This window comes from Halarcobacter mediterraneus, assembly GCF_004116625.1.
GTDB lineage: Bacteria > Campylobacterota > Campylobacteria > Campylobacterales > Arcobacteraceae > Halarcobacter > Halarcobacter mediterraneus.
In genome coordinates this window covers 91,325-117,595 of record NZ_NXIE01000006.1, presented here as the reverse complement: position 1 = coordinate 117,595, position 26,271 = coordinate 91,325, and the positions used below count along the sequence as shown (strand labels likewise).

Annotated in this window: 25 protein-coding genes and 1 pseudogene; 18 read left to right on the top strand and 8 right to left on the bottom strand. The window is 23.9% G+C overall.

Going from position 1 to position 26,271, the window contains the following annotated elements; genetic code table 11:
• Positions 1–41: 41 nt before the first annotated feature.
• Positions 42–608: a SpoIIAA family protein gene (locus CP965_RS13060; RefSeq protein WP_129062557.1), complete on the bottom strand. Its 567-nt coding sequence runs from the start codon at positions 606–608 to the stop codon at positions 42–44.
• 143 nt (positions 609–751) lie between these two features.
• Between CP965_RS13060 and CP965_RS14370 the strand changes: the two genes are divergently transcribed.
• Positions 752–1,693: a cache domain-containing protein gene (locus CP965_RS14370; protein WP_228712731.1), complete on the top strand. Its 942-nt coding sequence runs from the start codon at positions 752–754 to the stop codon at positions 1,691–1,693.
• Positions 1,694–1,759: 66 nt separating this feature from the next.
• Positions 1,760–2,185 (top strand): annotated as a pseudogene (locus CP965_RS14365) (GGDEF domain-containing protein); the annotation flags it as partial.
• Here CP965_RS14365 and CP965_RS13050 read toward each other — a convergent pair.
• Positions 2,167–3,180, bottom strand: coding sequence for a GGDEF domain-containing protein (locus CP965_RS13050; RefSeq protein ID WP_129062556.1), 1,014 nt, complete (start codon positions 3,178–3,180; stop codon positions 2,167–2,169). The pseudogene CP965_RS14365 and the gene CP965_RS13050 sit on opposite strands and share 19 nt — an antisense overlap.
• Before the next feature lie 164 nt (positions 3,181–3,344).
• On the opposite strand from CP965_RS13050, the gene CP965_RS13045 reads away from it, so the two are divergent.
• The 3 genes from CP965_RS13045 to CP965_RS13035 are packed head-to-tail and all read left to right on the top strand — an operon-like array spanning position 3,345 to position 6,876.
• A complete protein-coding gene (locus tag CP965_RS13045; RefSeq protein WP_129062555.1) occupies positions 3,345–5,258 on the top strand; it encodes a TonB-dependent receptor plug domain-containing protein in 1,914 nt (637 codons plus the stop codon).
• Entirely contained in the window at positions 5,255–5,716 is a 462-nt protein-coding gene (locus tag CP965_RS13040; RefSeq protein WP_164971032.1) for a hypothetical protein, read from the top strand. The genes CP965_RS13045 and CP965_RS13040 overlap by 4 nt, the downstream gene beginning before the upstream one ends.
• A 2-nt stretch (positions 5,717–5,718) precedes the next feature.
• Complete coding sequence (locus CP965_RS13035) at positions 5,719–6,876, top strand: GGDEF domain-containing protein (RefSeq protein ID WP_129062553.1); 1,158 nt, start codon at positions 5,719–5,721, stop codon at positions 6,874–6,876.
• Positions 6,877–6,878: 2 nt separating this feature from the next.
• Here the strand turns inward: CP965_RS13035 and CP965_RS13030 are convergent, their stop codons facing one another.
• From CP965_RS13030 to CP965_RS13010, 5 genes are all read right to left on the bottom strand, one after another.
• Entirely contained in the window at positions 6,879–10,013 is a 3,135-nt protein-coding gene (locus tag CP965_RS13030) for an ABC transporter substrate-binding protein (RefSeq protein WP_129062552.1), read from the bottom strand.
• A 239-nt stretch (positions 10,014–10,252) separates the two neighbouring features.
• Positions 10,253–11,422 carry a tyrosine-type recombinase/integrase gene (locus CP965_RS13025; protein WP_129062551.1) on the bottom strand — a complete coding sequence of 390 codons (1,170 nt, stop codon included), beginning with the start codon at positions 11,420–11,422 and terminating at the stop codon, positions 10,253–10,255.
• The gene (locus CP965_RS13020; protein WP_099312706.1) at positions 11,419–11,676 is read right to left on the bottom strand and encodes a hypothetical protein; all 258 of its coding nucleotides are present in this window, start codon (positions 11,674–11,676) and stop codon (positions 11,419–11,421) included. The genes CP965_RS13025 and CP965_RS13020 overlap by 4 nt, the downstream gene beginning before the upstream one ends.
• 63 nt (positions 11,677–11,739) lie before the next feature.
• The gene (locus CP965_RS13015; RefSeq protein ID WP_129062550.1) at positions 11,740–13,431 is read right to left on the bottom strand and encodes a DNA methyltransferase; all 1,692 of its coding nucleotides are present in this window, start codon (positions 13,429–13,431) and stop codon (positions 11,740–11,742) included.
• 18 nt (positions 13,432–13,449) lie between these two features.
• Positions 13,450–14,676, bottom strand: coding sequence for a hypothetical protein (locus CP965_RS13010; protein WP_129062549.1), 1,227 nt, complete (start codon positions 14,674–14,676; stop codon positions 13,450–13,452).
• Positions 14,677–14,973: 297 nt separating this feature from the next.
• Between CP965_RS13010 and CP965_RS13005 the strand changes: the two genes are divergently transcribed.
• Both CP965_RS13005 and CP965_RS13000 read left to right on the top strand, forming a co-directional pair.
• Positions 14,974–16,377, top strand: a complete 1,404-nt coding sequence (locus CP965_RS13005) for a WYL domain-containing protein (protein WP_129062548.1) — start codon at positions 14,974–14,976, stop codon at positions 16,375–16,377.
• Positions 16,378–16,725: 348 nt separating this feature from the next.
• Positions 16,726–18,129 (top strand): hypothetical protein, encoded by a 1,404-nt coding sequence (locus CP965_RS13000; protein ID WP_129062547.1) that lies wholly within the window; start codon positions 16,726–16,728, stop codon positions 18,127–18,129.
• Here CP965_RS13000 and CP965_RS12995 read toward each other — a convergent pair.
• The gene (locus CP965_RS12995) at positions 18,122–18,385 is read right to left on the bottom strand and encodes a helix-turn-helix domain-containing protein (protein WP_128998709.1); all 264 of its coding nucleotides are present in this window, start codon (positions 18,383–18,385) and stop codon (positions 18,122–18,124) included. The two genes, CP965_RS13000 and CP965_RS12995, sit on opposite strands and share 8 nt — an antisense overlap.
• A 130-nt stretch (positions 18,386–18,515) precedes the next feature.
• On the opposite strand from CP965_RS12995, the gene CP965_RS12990 reads away from it, so the two are divergent.
• From CP965_RS12990 to CP965_RS12945, 11 genes are all read left to right on the top strand, one after another.
• Positions 18,516–18,950, top strand: coding sequence for a hypothetical protein (locus tag CP965_RS12990; RefSeq protein ID WP_129062546.1), 435 nt, complete (start codon positions 18,516–18,518; stop codon positions 18,948–18,950).
• Positions 18,951–19,015: 65 nt separating this feature from the next.
• Positions 19,016–19,546 (top strand): hypothetical protein, encoded by a 531-nt coding sequence (locus tag CP965_RS12985; protein WP_129062545.1) that lies wholly within the window; start codon positions 19,016–19,018, stop codon positions 19,544–19,546.
• Entirely contained in the window at positions 19,546–19,797 is a 252-nt protein-coding gene (locus tag CP965_RS12980; RefSeq protein WP_129062544.1) for a hypothetical protein, read from the top strand. The genes CP965_RS12985 and CP965_RS12980 overlap by 1 nt, the downstream gene beginning before the upstream one ends.
• Positions 19,798–19,816: 19 nt before the next feature.
• Complete coding sequence (locus tag CP965_RS12975; RefSeq protein ID WP_129062543.1) at positions 19,817–20,707, top strand: hypothetical protein; 891 nt, start codon at positions 19,817–19,819, stop codon at positions 20,705–20,707.
• 162 nt (positions 20,708–20,869) lie between these two features.
• Positions 20,870–21,430 carry a hypothetical protein gene (locus tag CP965_RS12970; RefSeq protein ID WP_129062542.1) on the top strand — a complete coding sequence of 187 codons (561 nt, stop codon included), beginning with the start codon at positions 20,870–20,872 and terminating at the stop codon, positions 21,428–21,430.
• A gap of 35 nt (positions 21,431–21,465) precedes the next feature.
• Entirely contained in the window at positions 21,466–21,633 is a 168-nt protein-coding gene (locus CP965_RS14165) for a hypothetical protein (protein WP_164971031.1), read from the top strand.
• The gene (locus CP965_RS12965; protein ID WP_129062541.1) at positions 21,634–21,837 is read left to right on the top strand and encodes a hypothetical protein; all 204 of its coding nucleotides are present in this window, start codon (positions 21,634–21,636) and stop codon (positions 21,835–21,837) included. It abuts the gene before it with no gap.
• A complete protein-coding gene (locus tag CP965_RS12960) occupies positions 21,824–22,015 on the top strand; it encodes a hypothetical protein (protein WP_129062540.1) in 192 nt (63 codons plus the stop codon). Before CP965_RS12965 ends, CP965_RS12960 begins: the two co-directional genes overlap by 14 nt.
• Positions 22,016–23,506: a hypothetical protein gene (locus tag CP965_RS12955; RefSeq protein WP_099312688.1), complete on the top strand. Its 1,491-nt coding sequence runs from the start codon at positions 22,016–22,018 to the stop codon at positions 23,504–23,506.
• A 55-nt stretch (positions 23,507–23,561) separates the two neighbouring features.
• Positions 23,562–24,740, top strand: coding sequence for a DNA cytosine methyltransferase (locus CP965_RS12950; protein ID WP_099312690.1), 1,179 nt, complete (start codon positions 23,562–23,564; stop codon positions 24,738–24,740).
• Positions 24,741–24,743: 3 nt separating this feature from the next.
• The gene (locus CP965_RS12945; protein WP_099312692.1) at positions 24,744–26,231 is read left to right on the top strand and encodes a DNA cytosine methyltransferase; all 1,488 of its coding nucleotides are present in this window, start codon (positions 24,744–24,746) and stop codon (positions 26,229–26,231) included.
• Positions 26,232–26,271 lie beyond the last annotated feature (40 nt).

The window sequence follows — 26,271 nt, the reverse complement described above, 5'->3', positions numbered from 1 at the left end:
CGAATCAACTTTATTTGTTCTTAATATAAATATAAATAAAGTTATTTTAATAGCCACTTATGTGCTTCATCAAATGTTTCAAAATACATAATTTCTTTAGAAATAATTTTATTTGTAACCTTTATAGTATATTCTTCAAATTTATTATTTCCTACAATTGAAACTTTATTAATTTCCTTGAAATGCCTAATAGAAAATAAGAAGTCATCCCATAAAGATTTGATTTCAATACCTTCACTTTCTGTAATATCTATAAGAATATTTATTTTAGGTATTGAGTAAAGTTTTAATAAACTTTCAATTTTTTCTTCAAAAGCGTTAAACTCTTTTTTTGTAAGAATACCTTTTATAGAAAATTCTATATAAAAAGTATGTAAATGAATAGCTAATTTATCAGTAGTAGATTCTTCTATTTCTTTTTTTGTTGATTCTTTATTTAAAAATAAATACCAAGTTGCTAAACCTACAGTACTTAGTGCTGAAGCTGTATTAATTTTTTTACCTATGTTTTTATCAGTAAAAAAAGAGCTTACTACAGTTAGTCCTGCTGAGAAATAAAGACTTTTTTTGATTCTTTCTTTATTATTAGTTGATTTTTCTTTTATCATAAGTATTCTTTAAAATTTTTTTGATTTTAATTAAAATGTAATTATAACTTATTTAACTTAAATTAATAATTATTATCATAAAAATTGATTTTTAATTAATTTGTTTTTTGATAATATTCAAAAAATATTAAATTTGGATATACATGAAATCAAAATACAAAGTTGTCTTTTTTATAACAATATTATTAGTAATACTTTCTTTGAGTATTTCAACTGTTAATTATTATGTTTCTTTGGAGTCGGCACAAAAGCATTTAAAAAATCAATCTTTGCCTTTATCTTTAGATAATATTTATTCAGATATTCAAAAACATATAATTCAACCTTATTTAGTTTCTTCAATGATGGCAAATGATACTTTTTTACAAGATTGGTTAGTAAATGAAGAACATAATGTTAATAAAATTTCTAGATATTTAGAAAATATAAAAAATAAATACCATATGTTTAATGCTTTTTTAGTTTCTGAGAAAACAAAAAAATATTATACTCAAAATGGTTTTTTAGAGGTTTTAAATAAAGATAATGCAGCGAACAACTGGTATTTTAATTTTCTTTCTACTGAAAAAAAACATGAAATTAATTTAGATTTTAATAAATATTTATCAAATAGTTTAATTATGTTTATTAATTATAAGATACTTGATAAGGATTTAAATCTTATTGGAGTTACTGGTTTAGCTTTAAAGATTTCATATATTGATGATTTATTAAAAAAATTTAGAAAAAAACATAATTTTATTGTGACTTTTTATAATAGTCAAGGAGATATAGTTTTAGCAGAAAGGGAAATAACAAAAGAAAAAAATATTGATGAAATAGTGGAATTAAAAAAATATAAAAATCTGATTTTATCTAAAAAATCTGTTTTATTGGAGTATTCAAAAGGATTAGAACAATATATTTTAAATACAAAATATATTCCAGAGTTAGATTTATATTTAACTGTAAAAGCTAATTTAGAAGATTTTACTTATGATGTAAAAAAAATATTATATTTTAATCTTTTTGTTTCTCTATTAATAACCTTTATTATTGCTACTATTATATATTTTATTATTAAAAACTATAGCAACAAGTTATAGTTTTTATCTAATAATGATACTTTAACAAATGTATCAAATAGAAGAGATTTTGAAGAAAAGCTAAATTATCATTTGAATATTTATAAAAGAAGAAAAAATGATATTTCTCTTGTTTTTATTGATATTGATAATTTTAAAGATTTAAATGATAAATATGGACATGAAGTAGGGGATAAAGTTTTAAAAAGAGTTGCAGAAATTTTAAAGTCAGAAATAAGAAAAACAGATTTATTAGCAAGATGGGGTGGAGAAGAATTTATTATTACTTTAGTAGATTCTAATTTAGAAAGTTCTAGAAAAATCACTGAAAAATTAAGAGTTTTAATTCAAGCAGATATAAAACTAAAAAAAATTGTAAGTCAAGAGATTAGTGCAAGTTTTGGACTTACACTATTAGAAGAATCTGATAGCTTAGAAAAACTTATAGCAAGAGCAGATGAAGCTATGTATAAAGCTAAGGACAATGGAAAAAATCAAGTGTGTATTTTATAAGAACTTTCACTAATGTAAGAAACCATTTGATTCTTACCATACTCTTTTGCTTTATCTAAAGCATTATATGTTTTTTGTAATAAAATATCTAAGTTGTCTTGTGGTTCATTTAATGCAGAGATACCTATACTTGCAGTAATTGAAACTTCAAATTTATCATAAGTGCTAAAGTCTAAAGCTCTAACTTTATCTAATAGTCTTTCTCCTAATATTTGAGCAGCTTCTAATGATGTCATTGGTAGTAATAATAAAAATTCTTCACCTGAATACCTTGATAAAATATCAGATTCTCTAATACTTGCTTTAAGTAGTTCTGCAATTTCTTTTATAACTGTATCTCCAAAAGTATGTCCATGTTTTTTATTTATTTCATTTAAGTTATCAATATCTAAAACCATAAATGTTAAGCAACTATCATATCTATGTGCTAAAGAGATAGTTTTAATTGCATGGTCATTTAAATATCTTCTATTCCCTATGCCTGTTAAAGGGTCATTAAATGCTAACATCTTTATATTATTTTGAGTTTCTTCGAAGTTATTGTTTTTTTCATTTGTTAGAGTATCAATTTCTTTACTTAGTTTTTGTAGTTTTTCTTTTGTATTAATTACATCTGTTAAATCTCTTGAAATACCAATAATGTGTTTTTGTCCTGTTGCTTGATCATTTACAGGAATAATCATAGTATTATAAAACCTTTTTTCTCCATTAATTTCAATAGTTTCATCTTCCATCATAGGAGATTTTTTTTCTAAACATTTTAAGTATTTTTCTTTTAAATCTTTAGCTTTTTCATCTCCAATTAAGTCTTTTATCTTTTTGTGCTTTATATTTTCTTCTATTCCTAAATCTTTTTGTTGAGAAGGGTTTATTTCTTCAACTATAAAATCCCCAGTATCTTCATCTAGTGTTGCTAAGAACATATTATCTGCTGAATTTTCCCAATAATGATTAAATAAATTTAATTTTCCTTCATCTAAACTTTTGATGTTCATCTGTTACTCTCTTAATATGATATTATGTTATAAATAATATCAGAGAATATATGAAATTCTCATAAAAAATGATTTAATTGTAAAATAGAATGAAGTGCACTTTAGCTAATTACCAACTGATTGATACTATAATATTATATAATTAAATACTAATTAGGTAATTTATGAAAATATTTGTTTTTTTACTTATCTCTTTTTTCTCTGTACTAAATGCATCTACTTTAAGTAATTTATTAAAAGAGTATGAAAAATCTTCTAAAAATTCTCTTGAAACAATTGATGAAAAAATGGGTTATGTAATTGTTTATACAAAAGAAGAATTAGAATTAATGCAGTATGAAAATCTTAGTGATGTATTAAAAGAATTACCTGCAAATAATTTGAATATAAATAAAATGGGATTAAATACAATTTCATTACCAGGAACAAAAACTGATGTTACGGGTTTTTTTAGACTTTATATAAATGATCACGAAGTTAGTTCTATTTATAATCAATCTCCTTCTTTATCTTGGTCAGAAATGCCTATTTCTTTAATTGACCATATTGAAATTTACTATGGGGAAGGTTCTTTTAATTTAGGAAATGCAACGGGTGTTCAGTTTATAAGAGTTTATACAAAAAGTGCAAAGAAAGAAAATGGTAATGAATTATATCTCTCTCAATCAAATAAGAGTTCTAACTCTCAAAGTATTACACACTCTAGTATTTTAGAAAATGGTTGGACTTATCTATTTCATTTAACTAATAATAATGATTTTCCAAAAAATAGTTTTGATAAAAACAATTTAAAAAATGATAAAAATTCACAATATCTTTTTTTCAATCTAAATTCAGAGTATATTAATTTTGATATGGGATATACAAATCTTCAAAAAGATGTTTATACAGGATATTCCTCAGATTTTATGCCTGATGATGGACTTTTAGAATCAAAGAATTTCTTTCTACATTTAACTAATTATTTATCAGAAGATAAAACGTTTAAATCGACAATTTCTTATGATGTTAATAATTACAAATATGAAGAATCTAATAAAGAAGGTTTATTTTTAGTTCCTATTATTGATTTAAAAAATATAAATGAAACTATGCCTAAGTATTATAATGAAGACTTGAAGTTTACAAAAGTAGAAGCCTCTCTTTCAAAAAAGTTTTTTCTTGATAGGCATAAAATTTATTCTGCGTTAAATGTTGCAACTAAAAAATATAAAGTAAATAATAGAGAAAGTATTAACTTCTTAAATCAAAAATCAAATATTAGTGATTATACAGATTATAATAAAGAAAATATTTATTCTTTTATGATTGAAGAAGATTTTAAATTAAAAGAAAATTTACATTTAATTGCTAACTATAAAATTAGTAAATACGAAAGAAAAGGTTCTACTCTTGAAAATGATGTAGAATATTTATATAGATTTGGGGGAATATATCTTCCTACAGAGTATTTAGGCTTTAAAACTTTTTATACAAGAAGTTATTTAGCTCCAAATTTTTTTAATATAGACTTTAAAGAAAAAAGTGAGAATACTTTTAAGACTCAAAAGTATAAGTATTTTAATTTTGAAAGTGTTTTAGCCTTTGGCAATTCTAAATTTAATATTGATTATTATAGGGTTAAAATAGATGATTTTGCTTATAATTCTCCAATTGGATTTATAAATATTGAAGATGCTGTTAAAACAAATGGAGTGATTTTAGAATATGAATACAAAATTGATAAAAAAAGTAAAATAAAACTAAACTATTATAAAAATAATTTAAATAGAAATTCTACAAACTCTTATGAAGGTGGATATCTTAAATATAGTACTAAATATGAAAGGTTCAGTTACTTTACTTCTTTAATATATAAAAGTGCTTATAAGTTTTTAGATTTAGATGTAGCAAATAGTTATAATCTAAATATGGGTTTTACTTATAACTATACTAAAAATTTAAGTATTAATTTAAAAGGTCAAAATCTGCTAAATAAACCTACAAGTTCTTTATTTAACAATGGAATTGGTGGTGATAATATTTCTATAAATGATTATAATAGAAAATTCATTTTTGGTATTAGGTGGCTGTTTTGATTAGGTATTTATTGATAATAAGCTTTATGGTTTGTTTCATAAAAGCAGATAATTATACTTATCTTTTAGATAAATATCAAAAAGAAACAGAATTAGAGGCAAAAATTGTTGTAAAGATAGCAAAAGATATTTTAGTTAACAAACCAGTAATATTATATATACCAGGGATGAAATCTTTAGATTATAAAGTTTACTCTTCTTTTGTCAAAGTTACAAAGCTTTGTTCTGAAGCAAACTTTGTATTTGTTAAGTATTCAAAATCGCATAAATGTCAGAAAAAAGGTAAAAATTCTTATATCTTGACAAATAATTATAAAAAGCTACTATCTGACAAAACCTTTCTAGGTGCTTTTTTTTGGAGTAAAAGTAGACCTAATATAGTTTTAGTAAAAAGTAGGTTATCTCAAAAAAATATTTATTTACCTAGAGAATATGAACGATATATTGAGGACTTATAGTGATGTTTAAAAGTATTTTCTCTAATAGATTTTTTTTAATATTTATTTTTTCATTTATCTCAATATTACTTTTTTTTATTCTTTCTTCAGTTAATAAATTTGAGAATAATTTTGAAAAAAAAGTTTTTGAAATTGCTACAGTAGATATTATTCAGATAGTTAAAAATACATCAAAATCAATTGCTAGTAAACTAAATGACTCTTCTAATTATATTAATAAAATAAAAAAATCAACTTCTTTACAAAAAGATATTGAAGATGAAATCTCTCTTTTAATAACTAATAATATCAAATATGTATATTTACTTTATAAAGATGAAAAAGGCATATATAGATTTTTAGCAGATGGTGCAAAAAAAGGTGAAAAAGCATTTATAAATCAGAAGTTTGATGTGGAAAGTTCAAAATGGGATGATGTTTACATTAGTAAAAAAACAGTTTTGATTAAGCAACCATTACTTCATCAATTATCTGTTACTTTTATTGAACCAATTTTAAATAATAATGAAGTAGAATTATTACTTGTTTTAGACTTTTCTATAGATAAAGCTAAAGATATTAATGAGGTTATTATTTTAGTTAAAGATATAATTATTGCCATAAATATAGGGATTATCTTTTTCATTCTTATTTTAATAATACAAACAATTAAATATTATTCAATTAATAAAATAGCTTATGTTGATTCATTAACAAATGTATATAATCGTAATTATCTACAAAGAAATGAAAATAAAATTAATCTAGAAGACTATACTTTAGCTGTTTTGGATATTGATTATTTTAAAAAAATCAATGATACTTTTGGACATCAAGTTGGAGATTTAATTTTAAAAGAAGTTGGGTCAATAATGTTAGAATCTATACGATTAAAAGATGATATTATTATAAGATATGGTGGGGAAGAGTTTATAATTTTATCTAAAAAACAATATACAGATGAAGATAATAACTTAAGTGCAATAAATAGAATATTTAATAAAGTAAGAAATAATACTTTTAATGTTTTAAAAAATAAAAAAATAAAAGTTACCGTATCCATGGGTATTAATTTGGAACCTCATAAATCAAAAAGTTTTAAAGAAGCTTTTAGACTAGCTGATGATGCTTTATATCAAGCAAAACAAGATGGTAGAGATAGAATTGTTATTCATGAATAATCTTATATTTGAACTATTCTATTTCTTCCTTTATTCTTAGCTTGATATAAAGCGTCATCAGCACGTTTTAACATAGACTCACTTGTATCATTTTTTATATAAAAAGTTAAACCAAAACTTGCAGTTTTTTTACCTACTTTACAAAAGTGAGTATTTTCTATTATACTTTTTAAGTGTTCAATTAATTTGCTTATCCCTTCTTGTTTAGCTTCTGGAATTATAAGTATAAATTCTTCTCCTCCCCATCTGCCTATAATATCTGTTTTTCTTGTATGATTTTTTAAAATATTAGAAAACTCTATTAAGACCTTATCTCCAACTTGATGTCCAAAAGTATCATTTACTTTTTTGAAAAAATCTATATCTAAAATACATAGACCAAAATTATGATTGAATCTTTCACTTCTATTTATTTCATTTTGCAAAAGTTCATCAAGCTTAGCTCTATTATAAATTCCTGTTAGTTTATCTGTTGTTGCTAATTGTTCAAGTTCTTTATTCTTTTTTTCAATATCTAGTTTTGCTTTCTCCAGAAGTTTATTACTTTTTTCTATCTCTTTTTTTGCAAAAATAAGTTTTGTATTCCAGTAACTAATAATAAGGATAATAAATAGTGTAATACCAATAATCTTCCAAATCAAAGAGTAGTCTACAACTTTTTCTTGTTTTAATGCTACCCATTTTTTATATATTTGAGCAACTTTCTTTTTATCTATATCAGTTACAACTTTTTTAAAAATATTAAATAAAACAGTATCATCTTTATTTACACCAAAAGAAAGATTATATCCTATAGGAAGCTTTGAAATAATTTTTAAATCATAAAAACCATATTTTTCCATAGCGTATCCTATGGCAGCAGTTGCATCTATATATCCAAATACTTCCCCTTTTTGAACTTTCTCTAAGGCTTCTTTAGCACTTTTTACTATTAATATTTTAGCTTCTGGATATAATTGTTTTAAATCATTTTCTGCTGAATAGCCTTTTACAATAGCAAATTTTTTATTTTTTATTTCATTGAAATCATCTATAAATAAGTTTTCTTTTTTTGATACGACAACATAAGGTAAAAAAATTAATTCTTGCGTAAATTTTAAATACTTTCTTCTATCTTTTGTATTTTTTACTAGAGATAAAATATCACACTCTTTATTTTTTGCTTTTTCTAAAGATTCTTGCCAACTTTTACTATTTGTAATAATTATCTCTTTATTAAGTTTTTTTGCAATTATCTTATTAATATCAGCTCCAAAACCTTCAAAATTATTATTTTCATCAAGAGCTCCAAAGGGCATCCAGTTTGGAGCAACACACATTTTCAATGTTTTGTTTTTTAGATAATTTTCTTCTTTTTTTGTAAGGTTTATTAATTCTTTATTAGTTAACTCTTTTTGCTTAGTTATTGAGGGTTCTTTTACAGTTTTTTCTTCTAATAAAGACATATTAGAGTTTTGATATATTTGTTGAATACCAATCCAGTTATGTGTAATTTTATTCCATTCTTTATGGGAAATTGAAGCTAAGCCTTTTTGAATAATACTGAAAAGTATAGGTTTATCAGGATTTACTCCAAATCGTAAATCCTCCTTATTTACAGTAGGAAGTGTTAATTCATCTATGGCTTTTATATTAATTAAACTATTTTTTATAATGTAGTGATTCATTGTAAGTAGATTCATAATTGCTGCATCAATTTGACCATAACTTAAAGCTTTTGCCATCTCTTCTATACTTTCATTTATAAAAAGTTCCACTTCTTCAAGTTCTGACATCTCTTTTGCATAAAAAATATCTTTTTGAATTCCTATTTTTTTACCTTTTAAACTCTCTATTCCTTTGTAGTTTTTAAAATCATTTCTTACAAAAATCAAAGTAGGAATTTGATAATAAGGTTCAGTAAATAAAGTAAAAGGTTCCCTTTCTTTTTTATATGAAATATCAGCTATTACAAAAGATTCTTTATTCCTAAATTTATTAAGGTTTTCTACCCATTCTCCTGTTTTTTTCTCAAATTTTAAACCTGTTTTTTTACTTAGTAAATCAATTAAGTCATTAACAAAACCAAGGTATTTCCCATCTAACTTTGCAGAGAAAGGATAAAAATCTTTCATAACAGAAATAGGAATAGACTTATTGTTTTTAATATAGTTTAGTTCTTGTTTTGTAAGATTTATTTGTGGTTTATTTTCAATATACACAATAGATTTATAGTTATGAAAAGGTTCACTCATCCCCATTTCCACAAATACAGAACCAATTCTTTCAACTTTTTTTAAATCAATACTTCCTATAGGATAAGTTTTTGGAAGCATCATTCGAGTTGTTTCTTTTGCTTCATATAGAAGATGATTTTTTGTTTTATTTTGAGTATTATATTTTTCTAAGATTAGATTTACTAATTCTTCTTTATTTTTTAAAGCATAATCCCAACCTTTATTTGTAGCTTCAATAAATTTTTTTACTAGTTCAGGATTTTCTTTTAAAACTTTTTTTGAAGTGAAAAGATTTACATCATAAAGTTCAACCCCATAATTACTTGGGTCTAAAATATTATATTGGATACCTTTTTCTTGAAGAAGATAAATTTCATTTGTTAAAAATGAAGAGTAAGCATCTATTTTTTTATCAATAAAATCTTGAATATTAAAACTAGAAGGTATTAACTTCATATCATTCATGTTCATATCAAAGAATTTAAACATTTGATGATAGTTTGCACTTTCATGGTCTTTTTTTGCAATCATCAGACTTTTGCCTTTTAGTTCTGAGGGAAATCTGATGTCTGGATTTGTAATTATTGCAAGGGGAGATCTTTTAAAATAGTTTGCAAGTAAGACTATAGATTCGCCATTCATAGCTTTTTCAATAACACCACTACCCCAAATAGCAAAGTCTACTTTGTTGTTAACTATTTCTTCAAAGATATCAATATTTGAATCATACTCTAAAATATCAAGATTTATACCAGCTTCTTTATAATATCCAAGCTCTTTTGCAGCATAAAAACCTGCAAACTCAAATTGATGTTTCCATTGGAGTCTAAGACTCATATTTTCAAGCTTTGTGGCAAATAGTGAAGAGACAAATAAAATAAAGACAAAAATATACTTTATAAAAATATTACTATATTTCATAATTCTCCCCAGACTTAGATAATATAATACTAGAATATCTTATTTTTACTTATAAGCAAATAGGGTGTTTTATTAATAATTAAATGATGAGAATTAAGATTAAAATAAAGAAATATAAAATTATGGTGCGACCGATGGGATTTGAACCCATACACCCGAAAGCACTACCCCCTCAAGGTGGAGGTATTTCCCTTAAAATAGGAACTCAACCAACTACTGTGCAATATGTGTGCAGTAGACTATGCTGGTTTTGATTGAGAAACTTTATCCTCAACTTCAACCATCATATTAAATATTTCTTGTTGTTTTTGTGCATTTAATTTATCGTGTTCTAGTTTTAGTATTCTAGGGTCGATATAATGTTTTTCTGTTATCCTTGAACCTTTTGAATGTCCCATAATTTTTTGGATATCTTCAAGGTTTTCACCTCCAAAACTCATTACAGATGCATATGACCTTCTTGTTGCATATAGAGTTTTATATTTCACTCCTATGCTTTTTAGTAACGGTTTTAAATGATAATCAACTATAGTTTTTGATTCTCTGTAATATCTACCATCTTTATTGATAAATAGCCATTCATTTGACGGTCTAACTTCATAGTAAATTTTTAATAACTTTACTAAATCTGGCAATAGTTGAATAGTTCTAAAATGGTTTTTATTACTTGTTGAATTTTCATTCTGTTCTGTAATAACACCTCTTGTAATACTTCTTTGAAGTGATAATTTTTCAGTTTCAAAATTTATATCATTCCATTTTAAAGCCATACATTCCCCCGTTCTTAATCCTAACTTGAAAGATAGTTCTAAAAATATTTTGAACCAACCTTTTGCATTTTTTAGTATAACTCTTATTTCTTCAGTAGAGTATGCCTCAGTTTTTTTAGGATTATAAGATAAATCAACAGCTTTGACACTTCTAGTTTGTACTGGATTTCTTTCGATTAACTCATTATCATAGGCATAATCAAAAATTATGTTTAAAAGATTCTTTATTCTTTTAACTCTATCGTTACAAACTTCTTTTTTTTGTTTCTCAAGTAAATTAACAATATCAAGAGGCTTTATGTCCTCTATTTTTAAACCTTTAAAACTTGGTAGAACTCTATTTTTAAAAAGTCCTTCAAGTTCATTTTGACTAGCTTGTTGTCTTCTCGAACTTGTGACTTCTAGTATCATATATCCAAATTTTTCAAAGTTATTTGTAGTGACTTCATTTCTATCTGTATCTAATAACTTTGATAACACATCTAATGGATTTGCTTTTTTCATCCATTGTTTAGTTGCAGGAGTTAATTTTTTACCTGTAGATTTTCTATGAAATTTGCCATTTATAGAACCATGAACATAGATAACATTTTTTCTAATTTTAAAGACCCCATCACCTTTTATTCTAATATTACTCATTTTGAACTCCTATTCAAAATAGTAATTACTGCCTTTTGTGATGCAAACATTTTACCACCATCAACCCAATAATCAACTTCAGGTTCAAAATTATTTATAAGAAATTGTCTTATTGATTGTCTACTTTTTCCAGTAGTTTCAGATAAGTAACTAACACTTGCTTTTTGAGGTATCATAAGACTAATCATCTCTTTTAGTTCTAATACCAATGATTTTAAAGCTAGATATTCTGATTGTTTAAAATTATCTTCCATTGTAATATCTCCTTTATATAGAGAATGATAATAAGTAGTAGTGGGAAATATCCCACTACTAAACTAGTTGTTAAAAAAGTTAGATTTTAAATCATCATTTGTATATGATTTATCTTGAATAAGTCTCTGTTTAATGATTTCATAATATCCATCATCTTGTTCTATCCCAAAATAATTCATTTTGAGAAGTTTTGATGAAATAAGAGTTGTACCTGAACCAGCAAAAGGTTCTAATATTATTCCATCCTTATCTGTGTTAAAAAGTTTTAGTAAATACGCAAATAGTGCAACTGGCTTTACACTTGCATGGTCATTTGCCTTTTTAGAATTTACATTCTTTGATTTAATTTCTTCACCCTTGTAATTATAATTTTTTTCTTCGTTAGGTTTAGAAGTAAAAATCATATTACCAAATATTTGTTGGCTCCAATTTTTAATTGAAAACCTTTTTCCAATAAACTCATTTATTTCTTCAATAGAAATGAGTTGTTGAACTTGTTTGTTATTAACCTTAGTTTCCTCTATATTAATTGTCCCTTTTGATAAAGTGTCATCATTAAGAGCTTTTGTAGCATGCTCATAAATTAAATCTTCAAAAGGTTTTTGTACAATAATAATTGGCTCAACTGATGATGCTATATGAGGTGTCTTTTCACCTTTAAAGTTAGAAGATTTATCAACATTATCTTCATCTTCTTTAACTTTACTTTTTTGTTTATCTTCCATCCAATAACTTCTTGGAAGATTTGGATCATGAACCCAATAAAGTTGATTAAACTTAATATTAAAACCTACTTCTTTAAGTTTGTCATGAAGATTTAAAATTAAATCGCTTCTTGGAGAAAATGTAGTTACAAAAAAACCACCAGGCTTTAGTGTTCTGTATATCTCATTAAATAACTCTAAAGGAGGTATATCTTTATCCCATTCTTCACTTTTACAAGAAGTTGTATTTTTCCCCATTTCTTTTTTTACTGAAATACCATAAGGAATGTCAGTAATACAATGTGAAAAGTGATTTTTAGGAATTGACTTTAAGATTTCAAGTGAATCACCCTTAAAACATACGTTAGAAGTAAGTTTTCTTAGATTTTGTTTCCTTGACTGTTCAATCTTCTCTTCAATTGTATGTTCTACTTTAAGAATTGCATTTTTTAAAGTTTTTTTATTAAGTAAATCTTTGGTTAGATTTATAATTATCTCTTGATTTTCTTTTGAAAAAGAAGCAAGCTTTTTCAAATCCTCATTAACTAAAGGTTCTGTTTTTGTTTCTAAATGTTCAATTAAAGATTTATTTTTAGATAACTCATTCCAAAGTTTTCTTGACCTTTGAATTTCTCTTGGTTGTACACCAGTTTTGTCTTTAATCTCTTCATTTTTAGCTTTTGCCTTTTTTGTTTTTGAAGTGTTTGAACATAACTTATCATACTTTTCAATTAGTTTTCCTAATTCAAAGTGATCAAAATGTTTTCTGATAATATTTTCTTCTAGTTCAATTATCTCAACTTTTTCTTTTGATAAATCTGTATAAACAGAAGCTTCAATTTCTGTAAGACCTAATTCTTTATGAGCTATCAATCTATGATAACCAGAAATAAGGACATATTCACCATCAATCAAATTTAATGAAATAGGATTATATTGTCCATTTTCATTAATAGATTTTTTTATTAGTTCCACAGTTTTTGTATCTAAAGAAGTTACTCTCTCACCAATTTTTACTTGTTCAATTTTTATTGTCTTAATGTTATTCATAATAATTCCTTTCAATTATTAGTTATTTTTTAAACCAAATACAATGTATTCGTTTGCCGTATGTCTATATGCTCCTTTTTCAATCGAAGAAGAAGTTTCGACACGTGTGAAAATAAGTTTTTCTAAACCAAATTTTCTCCTATAATATTCAATAGCAGGGTGTGCATTATTGTTATAAATACAGTTAATATATTTCAACTCTTTAATGTATTTAATAGAGTCAAATTTTTTAACACCATAATTTGTTCTTGCTAATGGAATATCTTTAGATTGTAGTTCTTCAAAATAATTAGAAGAAAAGTTTTCAATAGGAGTGTTATCTTCAACAACATAAATAATATCAATGTTAAATAAGATATTTTTATTTTTTTTATATTGTTGTAATACTTCCCATGCATCTTCACATTTGAATTCAATGTCGAACTTATTGTAAATAGAATGTATTTTTTTTATTCTATTTGAGAACGAAGAGATTACTTCAACAATTTTTTCTGAAGAATAAATTTTATTACTAAAGTTTGAAACTTCAAAAGTTACTTTAGGAGTGTAATTACTTGAATATTGAATACATTGTAATAGAATGAATCTAATAGCAGTTTCAACACCTCTTTCATTATTTTTTTCTAAATTATGAACTTCTTCTTTCAATTCAGAAGCCAATATTTCATATTCCTCTTTTTCAAGAAAAATTCTTCCAAATTTGGAAACAACTTTAGTTTTTATCAAATTAGAAAATGCATCTATTAGTTGATTTGGTTTCTCTTTAATTAGTTTATGAATATTTATTATCGTCTTATTTAATTCATTAACTATCACTTTTTTAATTCCAATTTCCGACAATTTGTCAGACATTGAGATTAAAGAGCCACCTGCACCAAAAAATATATCGGCATATATTTCAAATTTTTCACCTATTTCAGTTTTATCTTCATTTAAAACCTCAAGGGCATAGTTTAGTTCTTTCTTCATTTTATTCTTACCACCAGGGTAAGGAAATGCAGAAATCGCTTTTGTTTCAAAATTCTTTTCTAAACATTTATTCAAAAGAATTTTTAATTCTCTCAAAGCAGTTTTTTTACAATCAAGTTTTAAAGCTTTTTTTATGCTCTTAGTGATTTTGTTTTTCCAAATAGAATCACTTATGTGATATTGAGAAATTAGTTTATAAACAACATTATAATTCTCATTTGAGTCTGAAAACTCAAATACCAAATCATTGAATAATATTTCAATTGTTTTATTCATAGCCTTTTCCTTAATGAATATTTCACTTACAAAAAATAAGTGAATAGGTATGAATAGGTCATAATTTTAATCTAGTGATTTAAATAGACTGACCTATTCAAATTCCGACAAATTGTCGTCTACACTGAAATTAAAATCATTGAGAATGTAAAATTTAAACTTTTTAACAATAGATTTTAAAATAACACATCAATGACTTTTAAATTGTTTATTTAAAGAGTCATTTAATGGATAATGGAATTTTTGCAAAGTGGTGTGGGAAATCTCCCTCTAAGAATTAAGTTTGTATAATTTATTATGAAAAAAGAACTAGAAAAAGAAATAAGAAGTATTGACTTCAATGAAGTTGAAGATGAAATTGAAAGATTAAGTGATAAATTTAATTTATCTGAACTTCAAGAAGAAAAATTAAGACAGAAAGTTGAAGAATATATAGAGTCTTTAGAAAAAACCTGCTTTAAATACAAACCAAAGGAGACTAATAAGTCTTATATTTTAGCTAACGCAATACTTGAAGCTATGTGTATAAATAATGATTTAAATGTATTTGTAGATTCTTCTAAATTCAAAATTCATCAATATTATAATGAAGTTTCTCAAGAGGAATTAGTTGAAAAACTGTTTTTTAAAATAAAAGAAAATAAGAATGACTCGACCTCAAAAGAAGCTTTACGTCTTTTAAAATGCTTGAGACTATTAAACCATAAACAGCCAAATTATGCATTGTTTTCAAAAAACTGGTTTAAAGATAGTAGATATGAGATTATAGATAACAATGTATTGAAATTTCTGACCCCTTCTTTATTAGGATATCTTGGAAAACATTATGATTCTACTGTATCTAAATATTTTGAGAATATTGATGAAGTTATTAAATATATAATAAAACCTTCAATCTATCATAATAAACTAAATTTTATAGAAGCTACAATTATTGATGCGATAAATGAATTAGATGATTTAACAATAAAAATATATAATAAGGATGAAGAATTTTCAATTTATCCAATGCAGATTATATATAAGAAAGAGGGACATAATCAATATAAAGTTTTAAGATATGAAGTAGATGAAGATGATTTAAAGCATGAAATTGACTTTGATAAAATTGAAAGAATTACATTAAAAGATAAAACTTATAGTAATTATGAAGTAGAAGAATCTTCCACTAATCAAAAATATTTATTTAATCCTAGTTACTCAATGCTTTCTGTTGAATCATATAAAAAGAATCAACCATCTAAAACAGTGTTATTAGAAATTGATACAAATATAGTTGAATATTTCCAAGTTAAACCATTATCAAATATGAAGTTATACGTTACAGAAGAAGAAAAGCAAGACTTTTCAAAAGAGTACGGTTTAGATACATTACCTAATAAATGCTATATTTTTGCAGAAGATGATAAAGAATATATAATATCAACTATTTTTCATACTATTGAATATGTAAAAATATTGGAGCCAACAGAATTAAATGAAGATATAGTTGAGCGAATGAAAATATTTGCTAAAAAGAATAATATAGATTTATGTAAAGAAGATACACCACCTAAGAAACCAATTGAACCATCAGATTTAACTTCTATTAAAGAAGAAACTAATGAAATAAAAGAGAATAATAAAGATATTGTAATTGATAAAAGTGGTAAAATGGAAGATATAAAAAATAATGATAGTGAGATAAAATTCAATTTTTAATATTCAAAATTTTAAATAAGTAAATTAAAAAGTAATAGTTTTTTAATAATCTTAAATGATAAACTCTAAAATTTCATTTTTAAACTATTCAATCTATTTTTATAATATAAAATAGATAGTTTAATCCCTTTTGGGGAAAAGTGAAAAATAGCAAAAGTTTTTCACTTCCCCACCTCCTACCAAGAAAGCATATAAAATATATAATTTTCAAATTCTTAAAAGTTGCCTTGACTAACTTTTAATAAACTGTGAGCAATATAAGAAATATTATAAATTTCATAGATAGTCTAAAAAAAATCAATAATTACATCTTATAATATAAGTATATTAGAAAAAAAGGTTAAATTATTGAGTGTAAATTTTTCAAAAGTAGATGTTAGTTTATTGAATTTTTCAAGATATAATTTAAGTGATAAACAATTAAATAGCTTACAATATAATCTAAATAATTTAGGTATTAAAAATCTTTCTTATGCTGATACTATTAAAGAATTAAAAAATAAACTTGAATACTCTTATATTGTAAAATCTTCAAAATTACTTGAATACTTTGTAAAAAATAATCTAAAATCAAAAAATATTAAAACTAATAAAGTTAAAGATTATAGTCTTCAAAATGGTATGTTTAAATATGCTAATGACTTTTATTATGATGTTAAATCAAACGATATAAATGAAGTAGAATTAAAATTTAAAGAGTATAAAAAAGGAGATTTTCTATCAAATAAAGATAAATTATATAGCTATAAAAAGATAGCTAAGGTTATGTATTTAGATTATGTAAATAAACAAAAAGAAAAAGTATTTATAACCTTTACTCTGCCAAACAAGCAATTTCATAAATATAATAAAAATGGTTTTGAAACAAATACCTATAATTCAAAGGATAAATTTGAAGAAAATGTTGAAAAGGGTTTAAAACTATTAAATGAAATTCATAGATATTTCTATCACACATTAAAATATAAAATTAGAAGATATTGTAAAAGCAATAACATAACTAATAAAGAAGTAATAAACATTGATTTTATAAAAATCCTAGAACCTCATAAGAGTTTAGATGGACATCTTCATTCATTATTTTATATAGATAAAACCTTTTTAAATATAGTAGAAGAGGTTTATTCTATGACAATAGATAATTTTAAATTAAAAGAGACAACATATGAAATATTAAAAAATGCAAAAGCTTCAACTTATTTAAATAAATATCTTTTAAAAACAACAAAATCTGAGAATCTTTTTTATAATCAATATAAAAGATATTTTTCAAAAACAAGATTTTTCACAAGCTCTAATTTTAGACATACTAATCAAGAAAAAATAGAGATAGTTTATAAGTTTTTAAATCAATATAAACCAAAGATAATAAAATATTTTAAAAGAGGTAATATTCCAATTTATTACCAAATAGAGAAAATTATATTAAAAGGTTATTTCAGATTTGAAGAAGAGAAAGTTAAAAGAATATCAATAAATTTTCAAGCAATAAAAGAAGAGTTTGAAAAGCTAAAGAATAAAAAAAATATAAATTCTTTCAAAAGAAATATTTTAAAAAATATTGATAATTATATAAAAGAGTATAACTCAAAAGCTATTCAAAAAGTATATTTCAAAAAATGGCTTATTTATAATAAAAAACATAATGAACAAATACCAATATATAATTATGAATTTGAGAAGTTAAAAATAAATCCTTTTTCTATTGAAAAGATAGAAGAGGGATATTTTAATAAGTATCAGTTTATATAGATTTGAAAAATTCAGTTATATCTTCATTTAATACAAAAGCAATTAAAGCTAAATGTTCTAATGAAAAATGTTGTTTATTATAATAAATTTCTGCTCCACTTACCAAAGAAGTTGATTTATGTCCTATTAGTTGGCTAAGTTTTAACTGGGATAATTTATGTTTTTTTCTTATTCTTGATACATTCTTACCAACATTTTTAAAAAATTGTTCTTTTTGCTCTTCTGAAAAGTCTTCAAAATCATTAAATTGTTCCATAAATTTATCCTCTTTTATTACAGAGTGATATTAATTTAAATAAAAAATCTTTTCAATCTGTAATTACAGACTAAATTTAAGTTTTAATGCAATATAATCTAATCTGTTATAACAGAGTGAAAGGAAAACAATGTATAAAAAAAATTTACTAATGTGTATTTTACTACTAACAACAAATCTTTTTTCATTTGATAAGTTTGAAGAGTTAAGAGGTAGCTGGATAGTTAGTCACTATGATAAAAATAAAAAGATTAGCTTTTTAAATCTAATAGGTAAAGAGATAAATATAAACTTCTTAGACAATAAAAAAGTAAGTTCTTCAAGTGGATATCTAAAAAGTATGGGTGTAGAACTTAAAAATAATACCTTTACCTTTGGAACAATGTATCAAGAAAAAATCAAATATAACAAATATATCTATAAGTTAAATCCTAAAAAAGAATATTTAAATGGAATGGTTTGTTATCAATTAAAACCAATCAAAATAAATGCAGGATTTTATAATAAAAATGATGTTTTTAAATTATGTAGAGAAGAAAGAAAATATATAGATAAATCATATTAAAAAGGAGGAGTTAAATTAAAACTTTAAATTTTAAAAAAATTAAAACAAATAAAAAAAGGAGAAATATGAAAAATAAAATAAAAATAGGAATAGTTGGAGTTGTTAGTACACTTGTTTTAAGTGGTTGTATGGAAAGTAGTCCAGAAAATGTTGTTGAAAATTATATAAGTGGTTTAAAAAATGCAGATTTTAATCAAGTATCAAAAACAGTAAGTTCAGATATTAAAGATGAATTTTCAAGAAATATAATTTTTAGTTGTGGAACAAATAAAAAGTTTAAAGATAAAGTAATTCCTTTGTTAAATAAAGAAAATATTGATTCAAAAGTCTTAGATAGAACAAGTAATGGGTATCAAAGTTTTTCAAGTGAAATCCAAAATAAAACAGTAAGTTTTTGTTTTAAAGAAATAATGACAGAAGTAATGGAAAAACAAAAAGACACAAAAATGAAAATCTTAAATTCAGAAGTTAGTTCAAGTGGAAATGAAGCAACAGTAAAATTTGAAGAAACAAATAGTCAAGGAAAATCAAAACAACATACTGTAAAACTTGAAAAAATAAATAAAGAATGGAAAATCATAGACGGAGTATTGTAATGACTGGAAAACAAATAGGTGGAATAATTTTAATCATAGCAGGTTTATTAGTTGGCTTTGTTGGTTTAATAAATGTATTGGACTTAATAGGAGCACAAGGAAATAAAATGATAGAGATGGGACTTCAAATGTCTGGAACTTCAATGACTTCTTTATGGATAAAATATGGAGTAATTACAGCTGTTGGAGTTGTTCTTTTAATTGTTGGGATTATGTTTGCTAAGAAACCTATTCCTCAAAAGTCTGAATAGTTCTAAAAGGAGAGAATAAATGAAAAAAATAGTTTTACTTTTAGGCTTATGCTTTAATATACTATTTTCAAGTCCAATAAATTTAGAAACAACATCTAATGAAAGTTTAGATTTTTTTCTTTATAACCTTGAAAAAAGTAAAAGCTTTGATACAAATAGTGAAGCCTTTTTAGCTTATATGGCAAAAGCAAAATTTAAATTATATGAAGCTCAAGGAAAATACAATAATCTTGATAGAAAAGAAAAACTCTTAATTGATAAACAAAGTAAAAAGTTTTGGGAAGATATAAACAATGAATTTGAAGCAAATGAAGTATTAGCTAAAAATAAAAACTTTATGTTAGACAAAATGGCAAAAGCAGAAGATAATATTAAAAATAAAGAGTTCTTTTTAATAAAAGAGGTTAAACGGGATAAATATAATTTTAATGAAGAATATTTCCCCTTTTTTGTTAGTAAATATATTATGAATGATAAATATTACTTTCATAGATTAGATAATGAATTTTATGAAACATATTTAAATCTTATTGATGAAAGTGATAAAAAAGCTATTTATAAATATTTTAATTTCCCAATAAAAAAGGATAAAGCAAAAGAACATATCTCAAAATATAAATATCCTAATGGATATTATCTTAGGTTTGTTTATAAAGTTGTAGATAGTAAAATTGGAGTGCCTGGAGATTCAAGTTATTCAAAAGATTTTATAAATTATAACACTACTAAACCTATAATAGGAAACTCTTCTAATGGTAAAAAAACTAATCTAAGTTATCAGCAACTTAAAACTATCACTGATATAAAACTTATTAGAATTGAATTATTAGTAAAAACTGCTAAAACTTATGATATGTATAAAGATTATGACGATAAAAATATCAAAATACTTTATACAAAAAATCTATAATTCTAAACCTAAACTTTTTTTAGTTTGGGTTTAAAATCTTCTTTTTTAACAAATTTCAAAATTTCTAACTTCATCTTTAAAAAAATTAAAATTACTTCTTATAATAAAAATAGAAACATAAAAAGAAGTTTCAAAATATAAAAATTATAAGGAAAAAAGACAATGAAAAATTTTTTAAAAGTAGATTTATTTGTAAAAATTAGTGGTTATGAAATCAATGAAGAAGAGGGAACTTTTCAAATTCAAAACATCTCTTTTGACAATGGTAAATTGTTAAAACATACTGTTAAGATACATAAACTATATAAAGAAGATAGTTTAAAAGCTTTGATTGGTAAAACTGTAAAAGTTGAAGAGCCAAAAGAATATAAAAATGGAATTAAAGTTTTTTATGCTGGTAGTGATATTAAAAAAGTTGATATAGATGAAGATTTTAAAATAAATAGAGAAATCACTTTAAAAGTTGATAATATTATTGAAAGCACTTCAATAGATAAAAATACAAATAAAAAACTTACTCACTCAACAATTCAAAGTATTATCTCAAATGGAACAAGAACAGATTTATTTAATATCAAGATTAAAAACACTAAAAAAATTGAACTTGATAATCTTAAAGGGAAAGAAGTAGTTGTTAGAGGTGTAAATGTAGCAACAACAGATTTTGGAACATTCTATTCAAGTGTTGAAAAACCTATTTTATTAAATCAACCAAAAGCCTAAAAGAAAATTTTTCTTTTAGCTTTAAAGGGTTTGAAATGATTGAACATTACATACAAGAATTGAATTTAATATTCTGTGAGAGATTAGAATATATTGAAAGTGTTGAAGATTACTTAATATTAAAACAACAATTAGAGGTTTTAAATAACAACTATAAAGAGTTATTACTATTACTTGATAAAAAATTGTTAGAGGTGTTTTAAATGATTATAGATACTTCAATTGATACAACAATAAATAATATGGATGTGGCTACTTATTTTAAATTAGAAGAACTTCATAATAAAAAATCAAAACTTGCGACAAATTGTCATAAAAATAAAACTGAACTCTTTACAAATGAAGAGTATATAAAACTTCAATTTGAAGAGATTGAATTATTAAAGGAAGAATATGAATTATTTTAAATTTTTAATTACTGAAAAGATACCTTATAGATTACTTGTTATTGTTTTACTTCTTTTAAATATGATTTTTAATAATACAAATAATGTATCTATAAATGTAAATGAAGAGATAAAAAAGCATAAAGAGATTAAAGAAGAGATGTTAAAAGAACCAAAAATTTTAATAGAAGAAAATTAAATGACAAAAGTAAAATATGAATTTGGCTCTTATGATAAATTTGGCAACTTAAACGGTGCCTATGTTGTAGGAGTTATTTTATTTATTTTAATCTCTTCTTTTATTTTTTCCCTTGCTATTTTTAAAATCTATTATTTACAAGAACTAAATTTTAAAATCTTATTTTCTTCAATAATTAGTGAGATTAAAAATATATATTTTATTTCAAAAGTTAGTGGATTTATAGAAGTAGTTAAAACCTATATCTTACATATTAGTTTAGGGTTTATTTTTACTTTTCTATATATTAAAACAATTATTTCAAAAAAGATAGAGCAAAGAAAATTAGCAAACTTTGGATTAGAGAATTACTATTTAAAGAAAAAACTAAAAGATGGGTATATATATGAAGTTGTTGCAGGGGAAACAATGGAATATGACAAGTTTTTAAAACAATTTGAGAATATGACACAAAGAAATAAAATGGGTAGTTGTGAGATTAAGAGATATAACAAATTAGGGGTTATGGTTAGATTTAAAAATCCTACTCCTAGTATTGAAGAGATTAAAGGATTATCTCCAAAAGACTATATGAAAAAAGGTTATCTATTTTTAGGATTTGAAGGTGGATTTAAAGAAAAAAGAGTTGCTAAATATATAAGTCTTTCTTCTCTCCCTCACTCTTTTGCACTACTTGGAACTTCGGGAGGTGGTAAATCAAATACCCTAAATCATGTATTATTTTCTATTTTTTATAACTTTGATACTGTTTATGAATTGAATTTTATAGACTTTAAGGGTGGAGTTGAAAGCCAACCTTACGAAAATTTAGAAAAGAGATTTAAAACTAATAAAATCTTTACCTATACAGATAATAGAAAAGAACTCTATAAAAAATTAGTTAGATTAGACATAATGAATAAAGCAAGACAGAAGTTCTTAAAAGCCCATAATAAGAAGAAATTTACTAATTATTATATTTATGTCTTCTTTGATGAAATTGCTGAAATATTAGATTATAAAGCAAATACAAAAGAAGAAAAGTTTATACAAGATAAAATAAAAGAAATTATTGAAAGTTTGTTTAGAACTTCAAGAAGTAGTGGGTTTAAATTGTTTTATGCGACACAGATTTTCACTTCTGTTGGTAGTGGAATAACTAACTCAATTAAAAATAATACTATTTTTAGGATTTTGCATAAAACAGAAAGTGATGAGGGTATTCATTCGGTTATTGATAAAGAGCCATTGGAAGAAATGGGGATAAATGTAAAAGAATTTGGAGTTGGTGAAATGATAATAAAAAATGAAAGTGAATACTATAATGTAAGAACTTTATATGTTCCTGATAACTTTATAAAAGATATAAAAATCAATTCAAAAAAGAAAAATGAAAAGTTTGAAAATGATATGAAAAAGTATATTGAGGAGACTGTTAAGGATTATCCTTTTGAGGAGGGTGTTTTTAGTAAGGAAGATTATTTAAAAAATAAGAATTACAATTTGCAATGAAATTGTGTTTCCAGAAACTTTGCGATATAATTCCAATAAAAAATTGATTGGTTATATGAAAAAGAAATATACATTTATAGATTTATTTGCAGGTGCTGGAGGTTTTGCTGAAGGATTTTATCAAGAGGGATATAAAGCTCTATCTCACGTAGAGTTTGATAAATATGCTTGTGATACTTTAAAAGAGAGAATGAGATTTTATAAATATAATGAAAATGAAATTGAAAAAGTTAAACCTACAGATATTACTAGTGAAAATATATTAAAAATAATTGATGATTGTGTTCAAGACAATGATGTTGATGTAATAATTGGTGGACCTCCTTGTCAATCTTTCTCATCGCAAGGTAAAGCTAGAGACCCCCATGGAATGAAAAAAGACCCAAGAAACTATTTATATGAGAATTATATTAAAGTATTAAATCACTATAAACCAAAATTTTTCGTTTTTGAAAATGTCAGTGGAATATTATCCACTAAAGTAAATGGTGAATTGATAATTCATAAAATTTATGAAGATATGAAAAAGAATTATAAAATAATAGAGGACAAAGATAAAATTCTTTTAAATGCAGTTGACTTTGGTGTTCCTCAAGAAAGGAAAAGAGTTATATTAATTGGTGTTAGAAGAGATTTAAATATTGATGTAAATGATGTATATAATGAATTGAATGAAGTTTCAAAGAAAATAGAGAAAGTAACAGTAGAAGAAGCAATTTCTGATTTACCTAGTTTATTACCAGGAGAGGGTAAAGATTTAGTGAAATTTAGACCTAAAAAAGTATCAAAGTATTTGGAACAAATTAGACCTGAGAATTATGATTATTTACATCATCATGTGGCAAGAAACCATAATAGTTTAGATAAAGAACGTTACAAACATATGAGTAAAAATAAATGGACTTTAGAAGAATTATATGAAAATAAAGCGCATTTAATTCATCCTAAAAAAAGATTATTTAACAATAGTTATGTTGTTCAATTTTTTGATAAACCATCAAAAACTATTATTGCACATTTGTATAAAGATGGTAATCAATTTATTCACCCAGATCATTCTCAAGAAAGAACATTAACACCAAGAGAAGCTGCAAGACTTCAATCTTTCCCAGATAATTTTGTTTTCCCTTGTTCTAAAACACAACAATATAAACAGATTGGTAATGCTGTCCCACCTTTATTTGCTAAACAAATTGCAAAAGTATTGAAAAAATTTTTAAGTGAGAAAAATTAGAATATGATATTTAGAAATATAAATGATTTAGTAGATTCAAATGATAAAAAGTTTTTTATTGAAAAAGTGAATATTATAAATCAACTGATAATAAAGTTTTGTAAAAAAAATAAAATAGATTTAGATAAACAAGAAATAGATAAAAAAGGTGTTTTAAAAGAATTAGCTTTAATTGGAATATTAAAAATTGAAGATGATTTACCATTATTGAAAAAGATTTTAAAAAGTGAATATGGAGATTTATTAAAAGTATTAAGTTTCTATATAAAAAATAAAAAGAAAACAAATTATATATTAAATAAATTTTATAACTCATATCGAAAAGAACTACAAGATAAAAGAGTTGAAAGTAATAAACCAAAAATAATAGATTTATTTTGTGGTGCAGGTGGTTTTAGTTGGGGGTTTGTAAAAGAGGGTTATCAAATAGAATTAGCAAATGATATAGAACCTTGTGCTATTGAAACTTATAAGTATAATCACCCAGATTTAAATTCAGAAAAAATTTTGAGTGCTGATATAAAAGAAATTGTAGATAATATTGAAAAGCATGTAGTGTCTGATGTAGATGTAATAATTGGAGGACCTCCTTGTCAATCTTTTAGTAGTGCAAATCAGCAAAGAATAATTGATGACCCAAGAAATGTTTTATATAAATATTATGTTAAAGCTGTAGAAAAAATAAGACCTAAGTTCATACTAATGGAAAATGTTAGAGGTATGTTAAAAGTTGCTGATGAAGTTGTAGAAGATTTTAAAAAGATTGACTATGAAGTAAAATATAAATTATATGATTCAAGTGATTTTTCTGTACCTCAAAAAAGAATTAGATTAATTTATGTTGGTGTGAGTAAGGAATATATGAGTTCTAAGAATATTACACCTGATATTTTAATGAATGAAATTGAATTAGAAATAAAAAACAAAACAAAATATGTCTTAAAAGATGCTCTTGAAAATATTAAAAATTTAGAGTGTCCAACTGTTAAAAATACAACAGAAATTGATTGTGAAATATCGGGTAAAAAGATAGACATTAATGAATATAAAAATAAATCTAATGATTATATAAAATTAATAAATAATGATGAAGAATTTGATTATACATTTAATCATAAAGCCAGATATCAAAATCAGAACAATATTCTAATTTATAAAACATTACAACAAGGTGCAGACTCAACTTGTGAATCAATAAAAGATATAATGCCTTATAGTCATAGAAACCATTTATTTAAAGATAAATATTTTAAGTTAATTGAAAATGAACCTTCACGTACGATTACTGCACATATGAAGATGGATTGTCATTCTCATATTCATCCTACTCAAGTAAGAAGTTTAACTCCAAGAGAAGCTGCAAGAGTTCAATCTTTTCCTGATAACTATTTATTTTTAGGAGCTTACTTAAAAACTTATATGCAAATAGGTAATGCTGTCCCACCTCTAATGGGACAAGTTTTTGCAAAAGTTTATAAAAAATATATTTAATTACTTGTTTTTATAATAATTTTTGCTAAAATAAGCACCA

What these genes read in the sequence shown, in the direction of transcription:
- CP965_RS13060 (WP_129062557.1), bottom strand. Translation starts at nt 608, where the DNA reads ATGATAAAAGAAAAATCAACTAATAATAAAGAAAGAATCAAAAAAAGT.
- CP965_RS14370 (WP_228712731.1), top strand. Translation starts at nt 752, where the DNA reads ATGAAATCAAAATACAAAGTTGTCTTTTTTATAACAATATTATTAGTA.
- CP965_RS13050 (WP_129062556.1), bottom strand. Translation starts at nt 3,180, where the DNA reads ATGAACATCAAAAGTTTAGATGAAGGAAAATTAAATTTATTTAATCAT.
- CP965_RS13045 (WP_129062555.1), top strand. Translation starts at nt 3,345, where the DNA reads ATGAAAATATTTGTTTTTTTACTTATCTCTTTTTTCTCTGTACTAAAT.
- CP965_RS13035 (WP_129062553.1), top strand. Translation starts at nt 5,719, where the DNA reads ATGTTTAAAAGTATTTTCTCTAATAGATTTTTTTTAATATTTATTTTT.
- CP965_RS13030 (WP_129062552.1), bottom strand. Translation starts at nt 10,013, where the DNA reads ATGAAATATAGTAATATTTTTATAAAGTATATTTTTGTCTTTATTTTA.
- CP965_RS13025 (WP_129062551.1), bottom strand. Translation starts at nt 11,422, where the DNA reads ATGAGTAATATTAGAATAAAAGGTGATGGGGTCTTTAAAATTAGAAAA.
- CP965_RS13020 (WP_099312706.1), bottom strand. Translation starts at nt 11,676, where the DNA reads ATGGAAGATAATTTTAAACAATCAGAATATCTAGCTTTAAAATCATTG.
- CP965_RS13015 (WP_129062550.1), bottom strand. Translation starts at nt 13,431, where the DNA reads ATGAATAACATTAAGACAATAAAAATTGAACAAGTAAAAATTGGTGAG.
- CP965_RS13010 (WP_129062549.1), bottom strand. Translation starts at nt 14,676, where the DNA reads ATGAATAAAACAATTGAAATATTATTCAATGATTTGGTATTTGAGTTT.
- CP965_RS13005 (WP_129062548.1), top strand. Translation starts at nt 14,974, where the DNA reads ATGAAAAAAGAACTAGAAAAAGAAATAAGAAGTATTGACTTCAATGAA.
- CP965_RS12995 (WP_128998709.1), bottom strand. Translation starts at nt 18,385, where the DNA reads ATGGAACAATTTAATGATTTTGAAGACTTTTCAGAAGAGCAAAAAGAA.
- CP965_RS12990 (WP_129062546.1), top strand. Translation starts at nt 18,516, where the DNA reads ATGTATAAAAAAAATTTACTAATGTGTATTTTACTACTAACAACAAAT.
- CP965_RS12985 (WP_129062545.1), top strand. Translation starts at nt 19,016, where the DNA reads ATGAAAAATAAAATAAAAATAGGAATAGTTGGAGTTGTTAGTACACTT.
- CP965_RS12980 (WP_129062544.1), top strand. Translation starts at nt 19,546, where the DNA reads ATGACTGGAAAACAAATAGGTGGAATAATTTTAATCATAGCAGGTTTA.
- CP965_RS12975 (WP_129062543.1), top strand. Translation starts at nt 19,817, where the DNA reads ATGAAAAAAATAGTTTTACTTTTAGGCTTATGCTTTAATATACTATTT.
- CP965_RS12970 (WP_129062542.1), top strand. Translation starts at nt 20,870, where the DNA reads ATGAAAAATTTTTTAAAAGTAGATTTATTTGTAAAAATTAGTGGTTAT.
- CP965_RS14165 (WP_164971031.1), top strand. Translation starts at nt 21,466, where the DNA reads ATGATTGAACATTACATACAAGAATTGAATTTAATATTCTGTGAGAGA.
- CP965_RS12965 (WP_129062541.1), top strand. Translation starts at nt 21,634, where the DNA reads ATGATTATAGATACTTCAATTGATACAACAATAAATAATATGGATGTG.
- CP965_RS12960 (WP_129062540.1), top strand. Translation starts at nt 21,824, where the DNA reads ATGAATTATTTTAAATTTTTAATTACTGAAAAGATACCTTATAGATTA.
- CP965_RS12955 (WP_099312688.1), top strand. Translation starts at nt 22,016, where the DNA reads ATGACAAAAGTAAAATATGAATTTGGCTCTTATGATAAATTTGGCAAC.
- CP965_RS12950 (WP_099312690.1), top strand. Translation starts at nt 23,562, where the DNA reads ATGAAAAAGAAATATACATTTATAGATTTATTTGCAGGTGCTGGAGGT.
- CP965_RS12945 (WP_099312692.1), top strand. Translation starts at nt 24,744, where the DNA reads ATGATATTTAGAAATATAAATGATTTAGTAGATTCAAATGATAAAAAG.